This is a genomic window from Pelomonas baiyunensis (genome assembly GCF_043555935.1).
GTDB classification, from domain to species: domain Bacteria; phylum Pseudomonadota; class Gammaproteobacteria; order Burkholderiales; family Burkholderiaceae_C; genus Pelomonas; species Pelomonas baiyunensis.
The window spans coordinates 16,944-36,746 of record NZ_JBIGIB010000001.1 but is presented as its reverse complement, the minus strand read 5'-3'; the positions used below and the strand labels follow the sequence as shown (position 1 = coordinate 36,746).

The window sequence follows — 19,803 nt, the reverse complement described above, 5'->3', positions numbered from 1 at the left end:
GGTCCCATGCGCCTTTCTGAATACACGGACTACACGTTGCGGGTGCTGATGTACTGCGCCGCACATCGGGACCGCCTAGTCACGATCGGTGAACTGGCCGAGCAGCACGGGCTGTCCCGGAATCACCTGATGAAAGTGGTCAACGACCTGGCGCACCGTGGCCTGCTCGAGACCACGCGCGGACGCGGCGGCGGGCTGCGGCTGCGGGCCGAGCCCGATCAGATCCGCATCGGCGATGTGGTGCGGGCCACCGAGACCGACTTTCGCCTGGTGGAGTGCTTCGACGCCACGACCAACGCGTGCTCGCTATCACCGGCCTGCCGACTGAAGCACCTTTTCGACGATGCCCTGGCCGGCTACTTCAAGGCCCTGGACGGCGCCACGCTGGCGGATATGACACAGGGCCCCACCCTACCCCGAAGCCGGACGATCGCGCCACCGGCCAGCCGCCGGCGCGCACTGGGGGCAGGACCGACCGAGGCCCGACGCGTCGCCCGACCCCGAAGCGGCGCGTGAAGACCGAACACCGATCGGAGACCCCAATCGATGACCAACGCCATCCCAGGCCACAGCGCACCCGCTGTTGGCTTCGAAGTGCCGCTGGAGATGCTGGCAGCCTGTCACGGTCGCGTCCAGCACCAGTGCGCCACCCTGCAGCGCCTGTTGCCCCACCTTCAGCATCACGGCGCCGACCGGGACGCGCAGGAAGCAGCCAGAGCCATCATGCGCTACTTCGATTCAGCGGCACGTCACCACCATGAAGACGAGGAACACGATCTGTTCCCGGCGCTGTTGGAATCGATGGCAGGGTCGGACGCAGTGTGTCTTCGGGAACTCACCGCGTCACTTTGCGGCGACCACCGCAAGCTCGAGCAACTCTGGGGCGCACTGCGCCCTCAACTCTTGAGCGTCAGCGAGACGACGGGCCACATCGTCGACGCCGCACTGGTCTCGTCCTTCGCCAATCTCTACGAGACGCACATTCGACGTGAAGAAGCCGAATTGCTGCCGATGGCCGCGCGTTTGCTGAGCGAAATCGAGCTGGACCGCATCGGCGTGGCGATGCGCGCCCGGCGCGGCATCGCGTCCACGGAAGCCCATCAGGGCTGAGTCGGGCGCCAGGTCTCCAGGGCGGGGACCACGGGCTCAGACTGCCGGGGTTGGGCTGGCTGCCGCGGTCGCCCGGCAACGATCCAGCAGGCCAGACTCTCATCCGCGCCGCAGAAGGCGGCCTTGATCGCTTCATCCGACACCGAGAGGCCGCTGAGGGACTTCGCCGCGAAGCCCATTCCATGGAGGGCGTTCAAGAAGTTCATCAGTCCAGCGCCCACGCACATCCACTGTTCGTGCACCGGCACGTCGGGAACATCGGGGCAGATGCGGGCCACGAGAGCGGCCAGCCCAGGGCCGTTGAAGGCCCGTGCCCTGGCCCTCTCGACGTCGTCGGGCGGCTGGCCACGTTCCAGGGCACCTTGCGCGAACAACTCCGATAGCGCAGGCCGCTGGTCGTCGCGGACGACGACGAACCGAAACGGCCGAAGCGCGCCGTGGTCTGGCGCCCGCTCCGCGAGCCGGGCCGCGCGCGTCCATTCCTCGATGGTCGGTCCCGGCGCTGCGAGGTACTTCGGGCTAGTCGAGTAGCGCTGACCGAGCAGGTGCAACAGATCCTGCCCAGCAGACGCGGGCAGCGGATTCGAGCCCGGAGGCACAGTCTCCACCGTCATCCGGACCGCCCGGCCAGGTACACCGCAGCCTGAACGCGCGAGCTGAGGTTCAGCTTGCGCAGGATGTGCTGGACATGGATCTTCACGGTCGCCTCGGCGATGCTCAGTTCGCGCGCCACTTCCTTGTTGCTGGCCCCCTTGGCGATGAGTGCCAGGATCTCGCGCTCGCGCGGCGACAGGCTGTGGATCGGATCCTGATCGAGCGCAGGCGGCGGCATCGCCTCGCCCTGCCCGGCCTGGAAAGCGCTGACCAGCTTGCTGGTCATCTCGGGGCTCACCACCGATTCCCCGGCCATCGTGCGCTGGATGACCGACGCCAGCATCTCGCTGTCCATCGTCTTGAGCAGGTAGCCTCGGGCGCCGCCTCGGAGTGCCGCGGCCAGGTCGCGCTCGTCTTCGCTAACCGTCAGCATCAGCACCCGCGCCTGCGGCGCCGCGGCCTTGAACCCCGGCAACGCGTCCACACCGTTGACGCCAGGCATGTGGTTGTCCAGCAGGATCACATCAGGCTGGGTCGCGAGGGCCCTTTGGTGCGCCTCGTTGGCGTCACCCGCTTCACCGACCACCTCGAAGCGCGCGTCTCCCGACAACAACGAGATCAAACCTCGACGGAACAGCGTGTGATCGTCGACGACCAGCACCCGGATGGCTGCAGGCTGCGTCACGCCGCCATCCCCAGCCGCTCCGGCAGCTTCAGGACCACGCAGGTGCCCGAACCCGGCACCGAGGCCACTTCCACCGACGCGCCAATGTTCTGCGCGCGTTCACGCATGATCCGCAGTCCGACGTGCGTCTCGTCGAGCCCGGTGCCGTCGGCCTCGAAACCGCAGCCGTCGTCGCGAACCTCGACGCGCCACTGCGGCGACTGCTGCACTTCCACCCACACTTCACGTGCGCGGGCATGCTTGCGCACGTTCGACAACGCCTCTTGCACCACGTGCAGGACCTGCACCTGAACGTCCGCCGGCAGCGGCATGCCCTCGCCTTCGATGTCGAGGTGGGTGGTCAGCCCTGTCTGGTGCTCGAACTTCTGCAGTGTGGTCTTCAGCGCGGGTGCAATGTCTTCCGCGTTGGTGCGGGTGCGGAAGTGAACCAGCAGCTCGCGCACGTCGCCCAGGCTCTCGTGCACGCCCGCATCGAGCTCGGCCAGCGTCTTCTCGATGCGGGCCTGATCGGCGCTGCGGATGTCGCTGCGCAGCAGGCCCAGTTGGATCTTCAGGAACGCCAGGCTCTGGGCGATGGAATCGTGCAGTTCTCGGGCGATGAAGCTGCGTTCCTCGGCCACGGCGGTCTCCCGCTGCAGGGCCGCTGCCCGAAGACTCTCGATGGCGCCGGCCAGGTGGCTGGCGATCGTCTCCAGCAAGACGCGGTCTTCGTCGGCCAGCGGTCGGGTATCGCGGTAGAAGAGGTTGATCTCGCCGACCAGGCGCTCGTGCAGGCGGACGGGCACGCTGACAACGGACTCGAAGCCCTCGCGCGCGCAATGCGCCAGACGCGAAGGGGTGCCTTCAGGATGGATCGGGATCACCCGTGTCATCGCACCCGACTGGGGTTGGCCGCACAGGCAGTCACCGGTCGGGATGCAGTGCTCCTCATCGATGACCGACTGAGGCAGGCAGTCGGACGCGAGCAGCAGGTACTTGCGATTGGCTTCGTCCGACCAGCGCACGGCTGAGGCGTCGGCCCGCGCCACCCGCCGGACCTGCCGGGCGATCCCCTTCGCCAGCGCCTCCAGCGTGTCGGCACGGGCAACAAACGCTGCCGACTCGTACAGCGCCTCGAGCCGCGCGCGCTGGGCTTCGAGGCGCTCGGTCTTTTCCTGGACCTTCCCCTCTAGATTCTGGTACAGCCCCTGAAGCGTCTCGGCCATGCGATTGAAGCCTCTGGCCAACGATCCGAACTCGTCGTCCGCACCGGGTGCGACGCGCGCCGCAAGATCCCCCTTTTCCACGCTTGAGAGCCCGGCCTGCAGCCGGGACAGTGGATTGAAGATGAACAGGTAGGCGGAGTACAGCAAGGCGATTGCGCTACCGATGGTGAGCGCCACCATCACGAACTGCACGGCGTTGAGGATCGTCGTCAGGCCGGACAGGTGCTTCTCGATCGCGGAGACGAAGGCATCGATACGGCTCACGAAAGCGTCGGCCTGCTCCGCGACGCGCTCCGCACCCGGGGCCGGTGGCGTGCGCCAGGCCGCCTTCAGCACATCCCACTCGCGCTGCACCACGGCGAAGGCCTCCTGGGACGCGTGATCATGGGGAACGAAAAGAGGTCGGGCCGGGTCGCCCGTGCGAAGCACGCCGATGCTGCGGTCGAACTGTTCGAACAGCGCATTCCTCTGCCGCTCGTCGACGCGTTCCAGTGTCTGGGCCAGGCGCCAGGTCTGCATGCGCATCCGGCCGGCTTCGTTGACCGCGGCCGCACCGCCTTCGAGCTGCCAGGTCACCCACAGCGTGAGGCCGATCGAAGCGAAGGCCATCAGCAGCAACGCGGCGCCGATCGCCCCGAGCTTGGCGGAAAGACTCCATGACCTTGGCATGGCATCACTGTACTGGAGACCCGACTCGGCGCTGACGCCTCCAGGCCATGTCAGGGTCTCAGCCGCCATGCGATACCCAGGGCAAGAGCAGACCCAGCGGATCGTGCATGTAGGCAACGGATGCCATGAAACCATAGACTGCCAGGGCGGCCACGAGGCAGGTCTGCTGGACGAGGCGCGTCCGCGCGCGCTTGAGCGCCATCGAGCCGAGCACCACGTAAACAAGCAAGAGGCAGAGCTTGGTTCCCAGCCAGAGATGCATCAATGGATTCAGTGAGAGTGTGGCCCACAGCGTGGCACCCGCGGCCAGCAAACCCGTGTCGATGACATAGCTGAACATCCGCCAGTGCCGACCCATGACCCAGGTGCGCCCCGCCAGGACCATCGCGCCACGCCAGGCGAACAACATGCCGCTGGCCACGACCAGCGAGATGTGGGCCATCTTGATCTGTGGGTACCAAGGCAGCAGTTCAGGCACGGTCCGGGAAGGGAATAAGCTCGCGACCATGGACATCAGCCATTTCAACGACTTGCTGGCCGCAGCGCGGCATCAGCCCGACACACAGCGATTGCTGCTGGTGTTTGCCGGGGCCAGCCTTCCGGCGGACGCCACCCCAGACCAACGCCGGAGCTTCGAGGCCGGCGAGTCCGGGGAACTGTCGCCGTTGATGTGCGTGGACAAGGATCCCGCCGCATTGGCGGACTTCGCCGCCCTTTGCGACGAGGCCGCCGCGATGGGTCAACCGTGGGTGCTGGTCTTCGCGGCAGCGCTGTCCGGCGCAGGACAGCATCCGCTTGCCAGCAGCCAGATCGACAGCGCCCTGCAGCGCATGGTCGAATCCGTGAAGGCCGGTAGCCTGGGCGGGATGATTCCCTTCGATCGCCAGGGCCGCGCGGTGCAGCTGGGGTGAAGGCACTGCCGGACTGCCCCTTACGGCGCCACCAGGCAGATCGTCAGAAGCGCGGACGCATTCGTCACCGCACACACGGCGTGCGGCTCGCCGGCGCCCAGGTGAATGAGCTGGCCTGCGGCCAGCCGCAGGGCGCTGCCCTGGACCAGGATGTCGATCACCCCTTCCACGCAGAGCACGGTGATCTCCCCTGCAACACGGTGCTCGCGAAGGGCCTTGCCGGCGGGGAGCACGAGCCTGACCAGCTCCAGCTGAGCGGACTTGATCAGCGCGTGGGTGACGTTCTTCTCCAGCGCATCGCCCAGCGCCTTCAGCTCGACGATCTCTCCCGAGGATGCATGCCGGTGCGCCATGCTCGGTCCTCTGGCTACTGCACCAGCGGCGACGTGGCGGCGTCCAGGTCGACACCCACGAGCGTCGCCCCGGCCGCGAGCAGTTGCAGGTACTGGCGAAGCGCGGTCGCGAAGGCCTGCTGACGCAAGGTCTGAGCCACTGCGGACTTCACCACCTCGAACGGGGGCTCGACGCCGGGTTCGCGCGCCAGCACCTCGACGACATGCAACCCGAAGCGGCTGTGCACCAGCCGCGGCAGCACACCGATCTCGGGCTTGCCGAAGATCTCGCCGGCCAGCTCGGGCGCGCAGTCGGGGCTGGTCAGCCAGCCCAGATTGCCGCCTTCGGCCCCACTGGGGCAGTTGGAGGTGGCCCTCGCGGCCGTCGCAAAGCGATCCTGGCTGTCGGGCGCCGCGCAGCGCACGTCCAGCAGGCAAGCCTCGGCGCGCTGCCGCAGGGCATTCACATCCACGCCCGGCGTGACAGCGAACAGGATGTGGCGCATCAGCACTCGCTCCCCGACCGCGTAGCGCCCCCGCTGCGCCGCGTGGTGGCGGCGCAGGGCTTCTTCCGTCGGGTCGGGCAGCTGAAGCTCACGCTCCAGCAACTGCTCGATGGCCGCGCTGGCCGTTTCAGTCATCGCACCGCCCAGCGGCAGCGGATCGTCCTCGGCCAGCAACCCGGCGCGAATGGCGGCCTGCCGCAGCAGTTCAGCGCATGCGCGCTGACGCAGCGCCTCGGTGCCCAACTGCTCGCTGGGATACGCGAGTACGACGCCATTGACCTGCGCGAGGCTGGAGACCGGTGCATCCATGACGAACTCCTGGTTAGGTGGGCCGGAGACTCAACTGGCGCGGCGCGGAAGGTTCTGGCGCGCCGGGACATTGAGCCGGCGCGAACGCACCATCTGGTACGGGCGGAACAGATAGGCGACGGTGCCAAAGCCGCTCCACACGTGCACCAGCCGGCTGAAGGGGAACAGCAGGAAGATCGTCATGCCCAGCAGCATGTGGAGCTGGAAGTGCCACTCGATCCCCGCCACCAGCGCCGCGTTGGGCTGCAGCAGTACGATGCCCTGCAGGTACTCCGCCAGGCGCAGCATGGTGGTGGGTTCGCCCACGTGGTGCAGCGAGGATGGCAGCGTCGACAGGCCGATGGCCAGTTGCACCCACAGGATCACCAGGATCGCGATGTCGGTGCGGTGGCTGGTGAGCCGGATGCGCGGGTCGAACAGCCGGCGGTGCAACAGCATCGTCAGCCCGATGAAGCACAGGCCGCCGGCCACGCCGCCGGCGATCACGGCCAGCAACTGCTTCTGCGAGGACGTCATGACCAGGCCGTACACCGCGTGCGGGGTCAGCTGGCCGAACAGGTGGCCGAAGAACAGGAACAGGATGCCGCCGTGGAACAGGTTGCTGCCCCAGCGCAGCTGTCCCGCGCGCAGCAGCTGCGAGCTGTCGCTCTTCCACGTGTACTGGTCGCGGTCGAAGCGGGCCAGGCTGCCCATCAGGAAGAACGCCAGACAGACGTAGGGGTAGACGGTGAAGGCGATGGTGTGGAGGGTGTTCATGCCGATGCTCCCGGCTGGTTGGACGCCTGGCGCGCGGCGGCGCGCACGATCTGGATCGGTTGCGGCTGGCCCGGACTGGCCTGGCCCTGGGTGGAGCAGCCACCGAAGGCCGCAGGCTCCTCCCAGGATTCATCGAGGGTGGGCTCGTCGGGGATCTTCACCGCCTGGGCCTTCTCCCCGGCCAGTTCGAGCACCGCTGCCAGCACGCTGGCATAGGGGCTCTCGCGGCGCAGCAGCGCGCTGAAGATTGCCTGCAGGATATGCGTCAGCTCGCGCAGGAAGGCCCGGGCCTGTGCGGGCGGCTGCGTGGACGCGTACTCCAGCACCACCGTCAGGTGATCGGGCAGTTCGCCCGGCGCGAGGTACAGCCCGGCCTGCTCGTAGGTCTGCAGCAGGTCGATCATGGCCGGCCCGCGGTCGCGACTGTCGCCGTGCACATGCTCGAACAGGTGCAGCGCCGTGCCACGGCCACGGTCGAAGGTCTCGACGTAGTGCGCCTCGACGTCCATCGCGCGCGCGCCACGCAGGTGCTGCATCAAGGCCGACAGTTCTTCCAGGCGATCAGCGCCGAGCGCCCGTTCGCGTTGCAGCGCTGCCGTCATCTCGGCCATGTGATCGCGCAACGAAGTGTCCGGATAGCTCAGCAGGTGCGCCAGCACCCGCAGCGTCAAGGGAAAGGGCTTGCTCATACGGTGGCCTTGATGGGAATGGTGCGCTTCTTCTCGCTGCCGAACAGGCTGGTCTCGGTGACCCCTTCGCTGCAGCCATTGCCGAAGCTGAAGCCGCAGCCGCCGCGCACGTTGAAGGCGTTCTCGGCGTACTCGCGATGCGTCGTGGGGATGACGAAACGGTCCTCGTAGTTGGCGATGGCCATCACGCGGTACATCTCCTCGACCTGGTTCACGCTGAGCTTCACCTGTTCGATGGCGGCCTGGTTGGCGCTGCCGTCGACATGTTTGGCCCGCTGGTAGGCGCGCATCGCCAGCATCCGCTCGAGCGCCCGCACCACCGGCGCGGTGTCGCCCGCGGTCAGCAGGTTGGCGAGGTACTTGACCGGGATGCGAAGCTGATTGACGTCGGGGATCTCCCCATTGGTGCCGACCTGGCCGGCGTTGGCCGCGGCGGTGATGGGACTGAGCGGCGGCACGTACCACACCATCGGCAGCGTGCGGTATTCGGGGTGCAGCGGCAGCGCCACCTTCCAGTCCACCGCCATCTTGTAGACCGGGCTGTTCTTCGCCGCTTCCAGCCAGTTGTCGGGGATGCCGTCGGCCCGCGCCTGCGCGATGACTTTCGGGTCGTTCGGGTCCAGGAAGATGTCGAGCTGTGCCTGGTACAGGTCCTTGTCGTGCTCGACGCTGGCCGCCTCCTGGATGCGGTCGGCGTCATAGAGCAGCACACCCAGGTAGCGGATGCGGCCGACGCAGGTCTCGCTGCACACCGTGGGCTGGCCGGCCTCGATGCGCGGGTAGCAGAAGATGCACTTCTCGGCCTTGCCGCTCTTCCAGTTGTAGTAGATCTTCTTGTACGGGCAGCCGCTCACGCACATTCGCCAGCCGCGGCACTTGTCCTGGTCGATCAGGACGATGCCGTCTTCCTCGCGCTTGTAGATCGAGCCAGAAGGACATGAAGCCACACACGCCGGGTTCAGGCAGTGCTCGCACAGCCTGGGCAGGTACATCATGAAGGTGTTCTCGAACTGGCCGTAGATGTCCTTCTGGATCGCGTCGAAGTTCTTGTCCTTCGAACGCTTGGCGAACTCGCCGCCCAGGATCTCTTCCCAGTTCGGACCCCACTCGATCTTCTCCATGCGCTTGCCGGTGATGAGGCTGCGCGGCCGGGCGGTCGGCGCGTGCTGCATCTCGGGTGCCGACTGCAGGTGGTCGTAGTCGAAGGTGAAGGGCTCGTAGTAGTCGTCGATCTGCGGCAGGTTCGGGTTCGCGAAAATCTTCATCAGCAGCTGCCACTTGCCACCCTGGCGCGGCACGATGGAACCATCGGCCTTTCGCACCCAACCGCCATTCCAGCGGTCCTGGTTCTCCCACTCCTTCGGGTAGCCGATGCCAGGCTTGGTCTCGACATTGTTGAACCAGGCGTACTCGACGCCGGGGCGGCTGGTCCAGACGTTCTTGCAGGTCACGCTGCAGGTGTGGCAGCCAATGCACTTGTCCAGGTTCAGCACCATGCCGATCTGTGCGCGTACTTTCATTGCGATGCTCCTTGTCTGATCGGCCGGTTCAGGGGTTCTCGCCCTGGCCCTGGTAGGCGGCGGCGAGGTGGTCGTCGGCGGGTGTGTCCAGCCAGTCGACCTTGGCCATCTTGCGCACCACGACGAACTCGTCGCGGTTGGTGCCGATGGTCCCGTAGTAGTTGAAGCCGTAGCTGAACTGCGCGTAGCCACCGATCATGTGCGTGGGCTTGAGCACGATGCGCGTCACGCTGTTGTGGATGCCGCCGCGCACGCCGGTGATCTGCGATCCCGGGGTGTTCACGATCTTCTCCTGCGCGTGATACATCAGCAGCATCCCGGGATTGACGCGCTGGCTGACCACCGCACGCGCCGCGATGGCGCCATTGATGTTGAAGACCTCGACCCAGTCGTTGTCCTCGATGCCCGAGCGCTTGGCGTCGTCCTCGCTCAGCCACACCACCGGGCCGCCACGGTTGAGGGTCAGCATCAGCAGGTTGTCGCTGTAGGTGCTGTGGATGCCCCACTTCTGGTGCGGCGTGATGAAGTTGAGCAGGATCTCCTGGTTGCCGTTCGGCTTGATGTTGTGGATGCCGGACGTCGTCTTCAGGTCCACCGGCGGGCGGTAGCTGCTCAAGGCCTCGCCGAACGCGATCACCCACGGGTGATCGAGGTAGAACTGCTGGCGCCCGGTGAGCGTGCGCCAGGGGATCAGCTCGTGCACGTTGGTGTAGCCGGCGTTGTAGCTGACGGTCTCGCTCTCGATGCCGCTCCAGGTCGGACTGCTGATGATCTTGCGCGGCTGGGCCTGCACGTCGCGGTAGCGGATCTTCTCGTCCTCGCGGTACAGCGCCAGGTGGGTGTGGTCGCGGCCGGTCTGCTTGCCCAGGGCTTCCCAGGCCTTCACCGCGACATGGCCGTTGGTCTCGGGCGCGAGCTGCAGGATGACCTCGCAGGCGTCGATGTCGGTCACGATCCTCGGCATGCCCTGCGTCGCTCCTTCGGCCAGCGTCGTGCCGTTGAGCTGCCCCAACTGCTCGACCTCGGTGCTGGTCTTCCAGCCGATGCCCTTGCCCCCGTTGCCCAGCTTGTCCATCAAGGGGCCCAGTGCCGTGAATCGCTTGAAGACGTTCGGGTAGTCGCGCTCGACGACCGTGACCTGCGGCGCGGTCTTGCCGGGAATCAGCTCGCACTGGCCCTTCTTCCACTCCTTCACGTCGAACGGCTGCGCCAGCTCACCGGCCGTGTCGTGCATCAGAGGGGTCAGCACCACCTCGCGTTCGACGCCCAGGTGACCGACGCAGACTTCGCTGAAGCTCTTCGCGAAGCCCTTGTAGATCTCCCAATCGCTGCGGCTTTGCCACACCGGGTCCACCGCGGCACTCAGCGGATGGATGAAGGGGTGCATGTCGCTGGTGTTGAGGTCGTTCTTCTCGTACCAGCTGGCGGTGGGCAGCACGATGTCGCTGTACAGGCAGGTGGTGCTCATGCGGAAGTCCAGCGTCACCACCAGGTCGAGCTTGCCGACCGGCGCCTCGGCGTGCCACTTCACTTCCGACGGCTTGGCGTCGTCGGCTCCCAGGTCCTTGCCCTGGATGCCGTTCTCCGTGCCCAGCAGGTGCTTGCAGAAGTACTCGTGGCCCTTGCCGGACGAGCCCAGCAGGTTGCTGCGCCAGACGAACATCACGCGCGGCCAGTTCTGCGGCGCGTCCGGGTCCTCGCAGCTCATCTCGACCGTGCCGTCCTTCAGCGCCCGCACGACGTAGTCCTTCGGATCCAGACCGGCGGCGGTGGCGTCCTTCACCACCTGCATCGGGTTGGTCTTGAGCTGCGGCGCGCTGGGCAGCCAGCCCATGCGCTCGGCGCGCACGTTGTAGTCGATCATGCTGCCGCCGAATGCCTTGCGGTCGGCCAGCGGCGAGACGATCTCCTCCATGCCGAGCTTCTCGTAGCGCCATTGGTCGGTGTGCGCATAGAAGAAGCTGGTGCTGTTCATCTGGCGCGGCGGGCGGATCCAGTCCAACGCGAAGGCCAGCGCCGTCCAGCCGGTCTGCGGGCGCAGCTTCTCCTGGCCCACGTAGTGTGACCAGCCGCCGCCGCTCTGGCCGATGCAGCCGCACATCATCAACAGGTTGATGACGCCACGGTAGTTCATGTCGCAGTGGTACCAGTGGTTCATCGCCGCGCCGATGATCACCATGCTCTTGCCATGCGTCTTGTGCGCGTTCTCGGCAAACTGCCGCGCCACGGTGATGATCTGGTCGCGCGGCGTGCCGGTCACGCTCTCGGCCCAGGCCGGCGTGTAGGCCGCATCGTCGTCGTAGCTCTTCGCTCCGCTGCCCAGCCCACGGTCGATGCCGTATTGCGCCGCCTGCAGGTCGAACACGGTGGCCACCAGCGCCTCGCGGTGATCGCCTTCCTTGCCCAGGCGCAGGCGCACGGCCGGCACCTTGACGAAGTTGACCTCGCCGTTCTGCGCATTGGTCTTGAAGTGCGGGTTGCTGACGCCACCAAAGTACGGCAGGCCGATGTCCACCACTTCGTGCGACTGCTCGCCGTCTTCCAGCACAGACAGCTTCAGCTTGACCTCGGTGCCGTGGCGAGCCTCCTTGTTCTCGAGGTTCCACTTGCCCTGGTCGGGGCCGCCCTCGGGCGTCCAGCGGAAGCCAATGCTGCCGTTGGGCAGCACCGCGCGGCCTCCGGTGTCGAAGGCCACGGTCTTCCACTCGGGGTTGTTCTGCTGGCCGAGTTTGCCGTTGAAGTCGGAGGCGCGCAGGTAGCGGTCGGGCACCAGCGTCTTGCGGCCGTCGGGCAGCGTGTGCTCCTTCAGCATCACCAGCAGCGGCAAGTCGGTGTAGCGGCGCGCGTAGTCGTCGAAGTACGGGCTGCGTTGCTTGAAGTAGAACTCGTTGAGCGCCACGTGGCCCATCGCCATCGCCAGCGCGGCATCGGTGCCCTGCTTCGGGTGCAGCCAGATGTCGGCGAGCTTGGCCACTTCGCTGTAGTCGGGCGTGACGGCCACCGTCTTCGCACCCTTGTAGCGCACCTCGGTGAAGAAGTGCGCGTCGGGCGTGCGCGTCTGCGGCACATTGCTGCCCCAGGCGATGATGTAGGTGCTGTTGTACCAGTCGGCCGATTCGGGCACGTCGGTCTGCTCGCCCCACACCTGCGGGCTGCTGGGCGGCAGGTCGCAGTACCAGTCGTAGAAGCTCATGCACACGCCGCCGATCAGGCTGAGGTAGCGGCTGCCGGCGGCGTAGCTGACCATGCTCATCGCCGGGATCGGGCTGAAGCCAATGACGCGGTCGGGGCCGTGCTTCTTGATCGTGTAGACGTTGGACGCGGCGATGATCTGATTCACCTCGTCCCAGCTGCTGCGCACAAAGCCACCCATGCCGCGCACCTTCTGGTAGTCGCGCCGCGCCTCGGCGTTCTCGACGATGGTGGCCCAGGCGTCCACCGGCGTCTTGGCGGTCTTCATCGCCGCGCGCCAGCGCTCGAGCAGGCGGCCGCGTACCATCGGGTACTTGACGCGGTTGGCGCTGTACAGGTACCAGCTGTAGCTGGCGCCGCGTGCGCAGCCGCGCGGCTCGTGGTTGGGCATGTCCCAGCGCGTGCGCGGGTAGTCGGTCTGCTGGGTTTCCCAGGTGACGATGCCACCCTTGACGTAGATCTTCCACGAGCAAGAGCCGGTGCAGTTCACGCCATGCGTGCTGCGCACGATCTTGTCGTGGGCCCAGCGGTTGCGGTAGGCGTCCTCCCAGGTGCGGTCCTCACCGGTGGTCAGGCCATGGTCGCCGGCGAACGTCTCCTTGGGCAGCGAGAAGTGGGTGAGGCGGTCCAGAAAGTGGCTCATGTCGTCGTCCTTGAAGGCTTGGAATGGGTCTTCCGCGTGCGGGATCCAGCAGATGCACTAGCAGGGGTAGGGGGCGTTGCGGCGGCTGTAGGCCCACCAGGTCAACGCGATACAGGAAAGGTAGAAGCCGATGAACATCACCAGCGCGGCAGACGCGCTGCCGGTGATCGCCAGCGACGAGCCCACGCTCTTGGGGATGAAGAAACCCCCGTAGGCGCCGATGGCGCTGGCGAAGCCGAGCGCGGCAGCGGCCTCCACAGCACCTTCGCGCGCGGCCTGCGCACGCGCCGAGGGCAGCTCGTCGGCCTTCTTCATTCGCTCGGCGACGAACAGGCTGGAGATCATCCGGAAGGTGCTGCCGTTGCCGAGGCCGGACGCCGCGAACAGGAGGCCGAAGGCAGCGAGGAATCCGGTGTAGCCGCTGCTCGCCACAGCCCTGCCCGAGACGCTCGCGGTCGGCAGACACAGCAGAGCCGCGGCGGCGGCCAGCGCCATCAGCACGAAGACCCAGAAGGTGACGCGCGCGCCGCCCCAACGATCGGCCATCCAGCCCCCCAACGGGCGCAGCACGGCGCCGATCAGCGGCCCCAGCCAGACCAGGTGCATCGCATCGGCGCGCTGGTACTGGCTCTGGGCCAGCATCGGCAGGCTGGCCGAGAAGCCGATGAAACTGCCGAAGGTGCCGAGGTAGAGCCAGCACATCAGCCAGTTGTGCCGGCGGGTGAAGACCACCGCCTGCTCGGCCATGCCGGCGTGCCGGTCGGCGAGGTCGTCCATGCCGAACCAGGCTGCTGCCGTGCTGGCCAGGATGAGCGGCACCCAGATGAAGCCCGCGTTCTGCAGCCACATCGGACCCTGTGCCGTCGACTGCGGAGGGCCGTCGAAGACCCCGAAGACACCAGCGCTGATGACCAGCGGCACCAGCAGCTGCATGCCGGCCACGCCGAGGTGACCGAGCCCCGCGTTCAGGCCGAGCGCGTAGCCCTGGCGGGTGCTGGGGAAGAAGTAGCTGATGTTCGCCATTGAGCCGGCGAAGTTGCCGCCCCCCAGGCCGCACAGCAGCGCCAGCACCACCATCCACTCGAAGGGCGTGGACGGATCCTGCACCGCCAGGCCGATGCCGACGGCCGGCAGCAGCAGGCTCGCGGTGGCCAGCGTGGTGAAGCGGCGACCGCCGATCACCGGCACGGCGAAGGCGTAGAAGATGCGCAGCGTGGCGCCGCACAGGGCCGGCAGCGCGGTCAGCCAGAACAGCTGGTTGGTGCTGTAGCGGAACCCGGCTGCGGGCAGATGGACCACCACCACCGACCAGAGCATCCACACCGCGAACGACAGGGCCAGCGCCGGGATCGAAACCCACAGGTTGCGGCGCGCGACGACCTCGCCCTGGCGCTTCCAGAAGACCGGGTCTTCGGGATTCCACTGCCGGATGATCGAGGCGGACATGGCGATTCGAGATGAACGCTGGCCGTGGGTCGCTCAGGGGTTCTTCACGTACGCGTTGCCGCGCAGGTAGAACCACCAGTTCAGCACCAGGCACAGCGCGTAGAACACCGCGAATCCGTAGAACGCCAGCTGCGGGGCACCTGCCTTGATGTACTGGCCGATCAGCACCGGCGCGATGAAGGCGCCGTAGGCCGCGACGGCCGACGTCCAGCCCAGCACCGGGCCCGCCTGGGCGCGGTCGAAGATGACGCCGATGGTGCGGAAGGTGGAACCGTTGCCGATGCCGCTGGCGAAGAACAGCACCATGAAGAGCCCGAGGAACATCGGGAAGTACTGCTCCGGTGTGGCCGATCCGTAGGCCAGCATCATCACGTAGCCGACCGCGACGGCAGCCAAGGCCATCACCGCGGTGATCACCTGCGTGACGATCGAGCCGCCCACCTTGTCGGATATCCAGCCGCCGATGGGCCGCGTGGCCGCGCCGACGAAGGGGCCGATCCAGGCATAGGCCAGGATGGTCGGCGCATTCGGGTTGTTCAGCGTGTGCTGCATCACACCGTTGGCATCGGGCACGTGGCTGACACCGAAGATGACCTTCATCGACAGCGGCAGCGCCATCGAGAAGCCGATGAACGAGCCGAAGGTGACGATGTACAGCGCGGTCAGCGACCAGGTGTGCTTGTCCTTGAAGATCGCGAACTGCTTCTTCACGCCCTCCTTCATCTCGCCGAAGGCCGCCAGGCGCATCACGGTGAGCGCCATCAGGATGTCCAGCGGAATCGCCACCCACATGTTCAGCAGCCCCAGCCCGGTGGGCTTGGGCAGGTAAAGCCATAGCATGAAGATGGTCGGCACGAAGGCCAGCGTGTACAGGTACGTGATCTTGGCGAACGCCACGATGGGCGAGCCGGAGTTCGGCGACACCGTCTTCAGGTTGTTCATGCCGAACCAGCACAGCGCGCCCAGCGGCACCAGCGAGAACACCCAGGCGAAGCCAGCGTTCTGCACCCAGGTGGGCGTGCCCGCGGCGATCTTCCCGAAGATCCAGCCGCTGTCCTTCAGCAGCGTCATCGGCTCGCCGCCGAAGGCTCCCAGCAGCGGCACCGTCATCACCAGCGGGATGACGATCTGCATCGTGGTGACGCCGAAATTACCCAGGCCCGCGTTCAAGCCCAGCGCCGTGCCCTGCAGTCGCTTCGGGAAGAAGCCGCTGATGTTGGACATTGAGCTGGCGAAGTTGCCGCCACCTACGCCCGACCACAGCGCCATCAGCTGGAAGGCCCACAGCGGCCAGTCCTTGTGCTGCAGCACGATGCCGGTGCCGATGGCCGGCGCCAGCAGCATCGAGGTGGTCAGGAAGATGGTGTTGCGCCCGCCGGCCAGACGGATCAGGAACGAGGCCGGGATGCGCATCGTCGCGCCGGCGATGCCGGCAATGGCCGTCAGCGTGAAGAGCTCGTCCTGGCTGAACGGAAAGCCCAGGTTGAGCATCTGCACGGCGATGATGCCCCACATGCCCCAGACTGCGAAGCCGCACAGCAGCGCGGGAATCGAGATCCACAGGTTGCGGTAGGCCACCTTCTTGCCGGTGCCCTCCCAGAAGGCGTTGTCCTCGGGGCGCCAGTCGGCGATGTCGGCCGCCGAGCTGCCATGCATGGCCTTCCTCTGCGTGGCCGTGGTGGTGGCGTTCATGGGAGTTTCTCCTTGCCCTCAGCGCGCGAAGCTGCGCGACAGAGGCGAAAGCGGTGCGTTGCGGCCCATCATCTCGGTCTTGCGAACCTCGGTCCAGTACATCCAGATCAGAGAGACCCAGACCACTCCGTACAGCAGCATGAAGGCGCTCGACCGGATGCCGGTCAGGTCCATCAACGCGCCGAACAGGATCGGCAGCACGAAGCCGCCCAACCCGCCGGCGAGGCCGACGATGCCGCTGACCGTGCCGATGTTGGTGGGGTAGTCGTCACCGATGTATTTGAAGACGCTGGCCTTGCCGAAGGCGAAGGCAACGCCCAGCACCAGCATCAGGATCGTGAAGGCATAGACATTCAGGCCGACGTGGAACGTGCGAGGCCCGTTGACGGTGGCGATGGTGAAGTCGGTCTGCGGATAGCTCAACAGGAACAGGCACACCCAGCTCACCCAGAGCACCCACCACGTGACCTGGTGCGCGCCGAACTTGTCGGACAGGATGCCACCAACGGCACGCAGAACGCCACCCGGCAGGCTGAAGCAGGCCGCCAGCAGCGCGGCGGTCTGGATCGACAGGCCGAACTCGCCCACGTAGTACTGCACCATCCACAGCGCCAGCGCCACGTAGCCGCCGAACACGATGCTGTAGTACTGGCAGTACTTCAGCACCTTCGGGTCCTTCAGCATCTTCAGCTGGTCGCTGAACTTCACGCTCGATGGCACCAGGTGCTTCGGGTCGCTGCTGCTGCCGAGCCAGAACACAATCACCGTGCCCAGCATGATCGCGGCATAGACCTGCGGCACCAGGGTCCAGCCGCCGATCGCCAACAAGGCCGGCGCGGCAAACTTGTTGACGGCCGAGCCCGAGTTACCGGCGCCGTACACGCCCATCGCCATGCCCTGGCGTGCCTTCGGGAACCAGCGCGCCACATAGGGCGTGCCCACCGAGAACGAGCCCCCAGCCAGACCCACGAACAGGCCGATGACCAGGAAGTGCCAGTAGGCGGTGGCATAGCTCATCAGCCAGATCGCCGGCACGGTGGCAGCCATCAGCAGCGCCATCACGATGCGGCCGCCATAGCGGTCGGTCCAGATGCCCAGAGGCACGCGGATCAGCGAGCCCGTGAGCACCGGGGTGGCGGTCAGCAGGCCGAACTCGGTGGCCGACAGGCCCAGACTCTTCTTCAGCGGGATCCCGATGACGCCGAACATCATCCAGACCATGAAGCAGACGGTGAACGCCAGCGTGCTCACGACGAGCACGGACCACGCCTGGCGTGGGATGACGGCTGGGATGGCGGTGGGGTTGGTATGGGAAGCCATGATGCTGACTCAACCGGGGTTGGCGAGACTGTCCGCCCGGCCTAGGTCCGTGACCATCCGACCGGTGGCTAGGCGAAGCACGGCAGAAGAACGATGGGGCCACGCCGGTACATAGTTCTGAAGAACTACTCCGGGCGGGTTTGCCCGGGCCGTTGACTTGCGTCAACGTCGCAACGTCGCTGGCTCGCCCAGACTGGCCCGGCCATGCCCGCTGAACACGCTTCTCGCATCGATCCTGCCGCCCAGGCGGCGACACTGATCGAGCACATCCAGACCCGCTACCACGACACCCATCGGCGATCGCTTGCGCAGTTGCTGCCCCTGGCCAGCCAAGCCGTCGCGCTCGGTCTCCATGTCGGCCTGGTCGAGCAACTGGCCTCGATCGGCAATGCGCTCGAGCAGCACATGTTCAAGGAGGAGATGCGGCTCTTCCCAATGATGGAACAGGGCGGCAACACGCTCATCGGGCGCCTGATCGAGGATCTGCATCGAGAGCACTGCGAGCATCTACCGGCCGTGCTGGAGTTGCAGAACCACCTTCGCGCGACCGATGCGACGGGCGCGGCGCAACAGACGCTGTTCCAGCTCATCCAAGGCGTCGACGACTTCGCCCGCGATCTGGCTGAACACATCCGCCTCGAGGACGAGGTGTTGTTTCCCCTGTTCTGCCACTCCGCTGCTGCGGGCGCGCGGACGGCCCTCATCCCCTAGACAGCGAGGTTCAGAAGTCATGGATCCACATTCACCGCTGGAGAATCAGCTCTCGCTCGATGAGACCGCTCGCGCCGAGTTGCTGGCTGCGCTCAACGAACTGCTCGAAGCCGAGCGCGCAGGCGCGCGCGTGGCCATGGAGACCGGCCGCGAGATCCACTCACAGGAGCTGGCCGCCCTGGTGGCCGACATTCACAAGGACGAAGTGCACTGGTGCGGCATGCTGATGCGGACGATCAAGTCCCTCGGCGCCACGCCTTCGAGCGCGACGGGCGCCTTCCATGGCAAGGCGATGGCGATCCCCGACGTCGAGGATCGGCTGAAGTTCCTCAATCGGGGTCAAGCCTGGGTCGTGCGCAAGCTCGAAGCCTTGATCCCCCGGCTGGATGTCCCGCAAGCACGCGCTGACCTGGAGGCGATGCTGCAGGCCCATCGCCAGAACATCGAGCGGGTCGAGTCGCGCTTCTCTGAAGGCGGCACTCCCGAACCCGGCGGCGCTGTCGGCGAACCACAACCCACAGAGCCATCGGCGCTGATCGAGTACATCCTCCAGCGCTTCCACGAGGTCCACCGTCAGCAGCTGCCCGAACTGATCGAGCTGGCAACCAAGGTGGAATCCGTCCATGCGGATCATCCGGACGTGCCGCGGGGTCTGGCCGTGCTTCTGCAGCAAATGCACTCGGAATTGCTGGATCACATGGCCAAGGAAGAAGGTGTGCTCTTCCCGATGCTGGCACGAGGAGGCAACTCCTTCGTGACCCACCCCATCTGCGTGATGATGTCGGAGCATGAGGAGCACGCCCGCCGGCTGACGCAGCTGATGGCACTGACGCGGCAAGCCACTCCGCCGGCGGGCGCCTGCACAACATGGGTTCGGCTCTGCACGGCAACGAAGACTTTTTCCGAAGACCTGCAGAAGCATATTCAACTGGAGAACACGGTGCTGTTCCCGCAGTTCGACAGCTCGCTTGCACGGCAAGGGTAGCGGACGCGCGATGAGCAAGCGGTTCCCCGTGACGCCTGCGCACCCTGAGCGGATCTGCTGGGGGTGCGACCGGTACTGTGCTGCCGATTCGATGATGTGCGGGAACGGGAGCGTGGCCACTCTTCATCCGTCCGAACTCTTCGGAGCGGACTGGGAGAGTTGGGGAACCAACCCGCAGCCGCCAGCAGGCGCTGGCGCCGAGACTGTCCCTGTGCAGGGTGCTGTGGCAAGGATCGAGCCCCCCCTCGAGCAATGAGCCGCCGCACAGACGAGCGCCTCGCGTCGGACCTGCCCCAGCATGCGTACGCACAGTCGGCCCATGCGGGCTGCGTTTTCGAGGTCAGGGCCAGAACCTTTGCCGATGGTTCTGGAAGCTACGTGCTTGTGGTGGTCCATGCACCCGCCAACGCCCCTCATGAACAGTCGGCGGAGTACGTGACCGACGACGCGACGGCTGCGGGCGGGTTGAGATCCGGCATCGCCATCGCGAAGTCAATGATCATGGATCGGGTCCAATGGGGGCCCGGA

19 protein-coding genes are annotated in these 19,803 nt (G+C 66.4%); 6 read left to right on the top strand and 13 right to left on the bottom strand.

Annotated elements, in window-relative coordinates:
- Positions 1-6: 6 nt before the first annotated feature.
- Both ACG01O_RS00165 and ACG01O_RS00160 read left to right on the top strand, forming a co-directional pair.
- On the top strand, positions 7-516 hold the full coding sequence (locus ACG01O_RS00165) for an RrF2 family transcriptional regulator (RefSeq protein WP_128199348.1): 510 nt from the start codon (positions 7-9) through the stop codon (positions 514-516).
- A gap of 30 nt (positions 517-546) precedes the next feature.
- Positions 547-1,110 carry a hemerythrin domain-containing protein gene (locus ACG01O_RS00160; protein WP_394379790.1) on the top strand — a complete coding sequence of 188 codons (564 nt, stop codon included), beginning with the start codon at positions 547-549 and terminating at the stop codon, positions 1,108-1,110.
- On the opposite strand, the gene ACG01O_RS00155 is transcribed toward ACG01O_RS00160, so the two are convergent.
- From ACG01O_RS00155 to ACG01O_RS00140, 4 genes are read right to left on the bottom strand one after another with little or no spacing between them, the layout of a single operon-like run.
- Positions 1,101-1,724 carry a nitroreductase family protein gene (locus ACG01O_RS00155; protein WP_394379786.1) on the bottom strand — a complete coding sequence of 208 codons (624 nt, stop codon included), beginning with the start codon at positions 1,722-1,724 and terminating at the stop codon, positions 1,101-1,103. The two genes, ACG01O_RS00160 and ACG01O_RS00155, sit on opposite strands and share 10 nt — an antisense overlap.
- Positions 1,721-2,389, bottom strand: coding sequence for a response regulator (locus ACG01O_RS00150; protein WP_394379783.1), 669 nt, complete (start codon positions 2,387-2,389; stop codon positions 1,721-1,723). The genes ACG01O_RS00155 and ACG01O_RS00150 overlap by 4 nt, the downstream gene beginning before the upstream one ends.
- Positions 2,386-4,332 carry a type IV pili methyl-accepting chemotaxis transducer N-terminal domain-containing protein gene (locus ACG01O_RS00145; RefSeq protein WP_394379780.1) on the bottom strand — a complete coding sequence of 649 codons (1,947 nt, stop codon included), beginning with the start codon at positions 4,330-4,332 and terminating at the stop codon, positions 2,386-2,388. Before ACG01O_RS00145 ends, ACG01O_RS00150 begins: the two co-directional genes overlap by 4 nt.
- Positions 4,322-4,777 (bottom strand): SirB2 family protein, encoded by a 456-nt coding sequence (locus tag ACG01O_RS00140; protein ID WP_394379777.1) that lies wholly within the window; start codon positions 4,775-4,777, stop codon positions 4,322-4,324. Before ACG01O_RS00140 ends, ACG01O_RS00145 begins: the two co-directional genes overlap by 11 nt.
- Here ACG01O_RS00140 and ACG01O_RS00135 point away from each other — a divergent pair.
- On the top strand, positions 4,770-5,174 hold the full coding sequence (locus ACG01O_RS00135; protein WP_128199354.1) for a ribonucleotide reductase subunit alpha: 405 nt from the start codon (positions 4,770-4,772) through the stop codon (positions 5,172-5,174). The genes ACG01O_RS00140 and ACG01O_RS00135 overlap by 8 nt on opposite strands.
- Positions 5,175-5,194: 20 nt before the next feature.
- On the opposite strand, the gene ACG01O_RS00130 is transcribed toward ACG01O_RS00135, so the two are convergent.
- From ACG01O_RS00130 to ACG01O_RS00090, 9 genes are read right to left on the bottom strand one after another with little or no spacing between them, the layout of a single operon-like run.
- The gene (locus ACG01O_RS00130; protein ID WP_394379775.1) at positions 5,195-5,527 is read right to left on the bottom strand and encodes a cupin domain-containing protein; all 333 of its coding nucleotides are present in this window, start codon (positions 5,525-5,527) and stop codon (positions 5,195-5,197) included.
- Positions 5,528-5,541: 14 nt separating this feature from the next.
- On the bottom strand, positions 5,542-6,321 hold the full coding sequence (locus tag ACG01O_RS00125; RefSeq protein WP_394379772.1) for a peptidylprolyl isomerase: 780 nt from the start codon (positions 6,319-6,321) through the stop codon (positions 5,542-5,544).
- 30 nt (positions 6,322-6,351) lie between these two features.
- Positions 6,352-7,077 carry a respiratory nitrate reductase subunit gamma gene (gene narI, locus ACG01O_RS00120; protein ID WP_394379769.1) on the bottom strand — a complete coding sequence of 242 codons (726 nt, stop codon included), beginning with the start codon at positions 7,075-7,077 and terminating at the stop codon, positions 6,352-6,354.
- On the bottom strand, positions 7,074-7,766 hold the full coding sequence (gene narJ, locus ACG01O_RS00115) for a nitrate reductase molybdenum cofactor assembly chaperone (RefSeq protein WP_394379766.1): 693 nt from the start codon (positions 7,764-7,766) through the stop codon (positions 7,074-7,076). Before narJ ends, narI begins: the two co-directional genes overlap by 4 nt.
- The gene (gene narH, locus ACG01O_RS00110; RefSeq protein WP_394379763.1) at positions 7,763-9,286 is read right to left on the bottom strand and encodes a nitrate reductase subunit beta; all 1,524 of its coding nucleotides are present in this window, start codon (positions 9,284-9,286) and stop codon (positions 7,763-7,765) included. Before narH ends, narJ begins: the two co-directional genes overlap by 4 nt.
- A gap of 28 nt (positions 9,287-9,314) precedes the next feature.
- Positions 9,315-13,121 (bottom strand): nitrate reductase subunit alpha, encoded by a 3,807-nt coding sequence (locus ACG01O_RS00105; protein WP_394379761.1) that lies wholly within the window; start codon positions 13,119-13,121, stop codon positions 9,315-9,317.
- 57 nt (positions 13,122-13,178) lie between these two features.
- Positions 13,179-14,567 carry an MFS transporter gene (locus tag ACG01O_RS00100; protein WP_394379758.1) on the bottom strand — a complete coding sequence of 463 codons (1,389 nt, stop codon included), beginning with the start codon at positions 14,565-14,567 and terminating at the stop codon, positions 13,179-13,181.
- 33 nt (positions 14,568-14,600) lie between these two features.
- A complete protein-coding gene (locus ACG01O_RS00095) occupies positions 14,601-16,259 on the bottom strand; it encodes an MFS transporter (protein WP_394379755.1) in 1,659 nt (552 codons plus the stop codon).
- Positions 16,260-16,277: 18 nt separating this feature from the next.
- Positions 16,278-17,579, bottom strand: coding sequence for an MFS transporter (locus ACG01O_RS00090; protein WP_394379752.1), 1,302 nt, complete (start codon positions 17,577-17,579; stop codon positions 16,278-16,280).
- A gap of 204 nt (positions 17,580-17,783) precedes the next feature.
- Between ACG01O_RS00090 and ACG01O_RS00085 the strand changes: the two genes are divergently transcribed.
- The 3 genes from ACG01O_RS00085 to ACG01O_RS00075 are packed head-to-tail and all read left to right on the top strand — an operon-like array spanning position 17,784 to position 19,531.
- Positions 17,784-18,290, top strand: a complete 507-nt coding sequence (locus ACG01O_RS00085) for a hemerythrin domain-containing protein (RefSeq protein ID WP_394379749.1) — start codon at positions 17,784-17,786, stop codon at positions 18,288-18,290.
- 19 nt (positions 18,291-18,309) lie between these two features.
- Positions 18,310-19,275 carry a DUF6306 domain-containing protein gene (locus ACG01O_RS00080; protein ID WP_394379746.1) on the top strand — a complete coding sequence of 322 codons (966 nt, stop codon included), beginning with the start codon at positions 18,310-18,312 and terminating at the stop codon, positions 19,273-19,275.
- A 10-nt stretch (positions 19,276-19,285) separates the two neighbouring features.
- Entirely contained in the window at positions 19,286-19,531 is a 246-nt protein-coding gene (locus tag ACG01O_RS00075) for a DUF3079 domain-containing protein (protein WP_394379744.1), read from the top strand.
- Positions 19,532-19,803: the final 272 nt, after the last annotated feature.

Bases quoted from the DNA above. Each gene is read 5' to 3' on its own strand.
- ACG01O_RS00130 (WP_394379775.1), bottom strand. From the start codon at position 5,527: ATGGCGCACCGGCATGCATCCTCGGGAGAGATCGTCGAGCTGAAGGCG.
- ACG01O_RS00100 (WP_394379758.1), bottom strand. From the start codon at position 14,567: ATGTCCGCCTCGATCATCCGGCAGTGGAATCCCGAAGACCCGGTCTTC.
- narI (WP_394379769.1), bottom strand. From the start codon at position 7,077: ATGAACACCCTCCACACCATCGCCTTCACCGTCTACCCCTACGTCTGT.
- ACG01O_RS00125 (WP_394379772.1), bottom strand. From the start codon at position 6,321: ATGGATGCACCGGTCTCCAGCCTCGCGCAGGTCAATGGCGTCGTACTC.
- ACG01O_RS00155 (WP_394379786.1), bottom strand. From the start codon at position 1,724: ATGACGGTGGAGACTGTGCCTCCGGGCTCGAATCCGCTGCCCGCGTCT.
- ACG01O_RS00105 (WP_394379761.1), bottom strand. From the start codon at position 13,121: ATGAGCCACTTTCTGGACCGCCTCACCCACTTCTCGCTGCCCAAGGAG.
- ACG01O_RS00085 (WP_394379749.1), top strand. From the start codon at position 17,784: ATGCCCGCTGAACACGCTTCTCGCATCGATCCTGCCGCCCAGGCGGCG.
- narJ (WP_394379766.1), bottom strand. From the start codon at position 7,766: ATGAGCAAGCCCTTTCCCTTGACGCTGCGGGTGCTGGCGCACCTGCTG.
- ACG01O_RS00080 (WP_394379746.1), top strand. From the start codon at position 18,310: ATGGATCCACATTCACCGCTGGAGAATCAGCTCTCGCTCGATGAGACC.
- ACG01O_RS00145 (WP_394379780.1), bottom strand. From the start codon at position 4,332: ATGGCGGCTGAGACCCTGACATGGCCTGGAGGCGTCAGCGCCGAGTCG.
- ACG01O_RS00165 (WP_128199348.1), top strand. From the start codon at position 7: ATGCGCCTTTCTGAATACACGGACTACACGTTGCGGGTGCTGATGTAC.
- ACG01O_RS00135 (WP_128199354.1), top strand. From the start codon at position 4,770: ATGGACATCAGCCATTTCAACGACTTGCTGGCCGCAGCGCGGCATCAG.
- ACG01O_RS00075 (WP_394379744.1), top strand. From the start codon at position 19,286: ATGAGCAAGCGGTTCCCCGTGACGCCTGCGCACCCTGAGCGGATCTGC.
- ACG01O_RS00090 (WP_394379752.1), bottom strand. From the start codon at position 17,579: ATGGCTTCCCATACCAACCCCACCGCCATCCCAGCCGTCATCCCACGC.
- ACG01O_RS00160 (WP_394379790.1), top strand. From the start codon at position 547: ATGACCAACGCCATCCCAGGCCACAGCGCACCCGCTGTTGGCTTCGAA.
- ACG01O_RS00095 (WP_394379755.1), bottom strand. From the start codon at position 16,259: ATGAACGCCACCACCACGGCCACGCAGAGGAAGGCCATGCATGGCAGC.
- ACG01O_RS00140 (WP_394379777.1), bottom strand. From the start codon at position 4,777: ATGTCCATGGTCGCGAGCTTATTCCCTTCCCGGACCGTGCCTGAACTG.
- narH (WP_394379763.1), bottom strand. From the start codon at position 9,286: ATGAAAGTACGCGCACAGATCGGCATGGTGCTGAACCTGGACAAGTGC.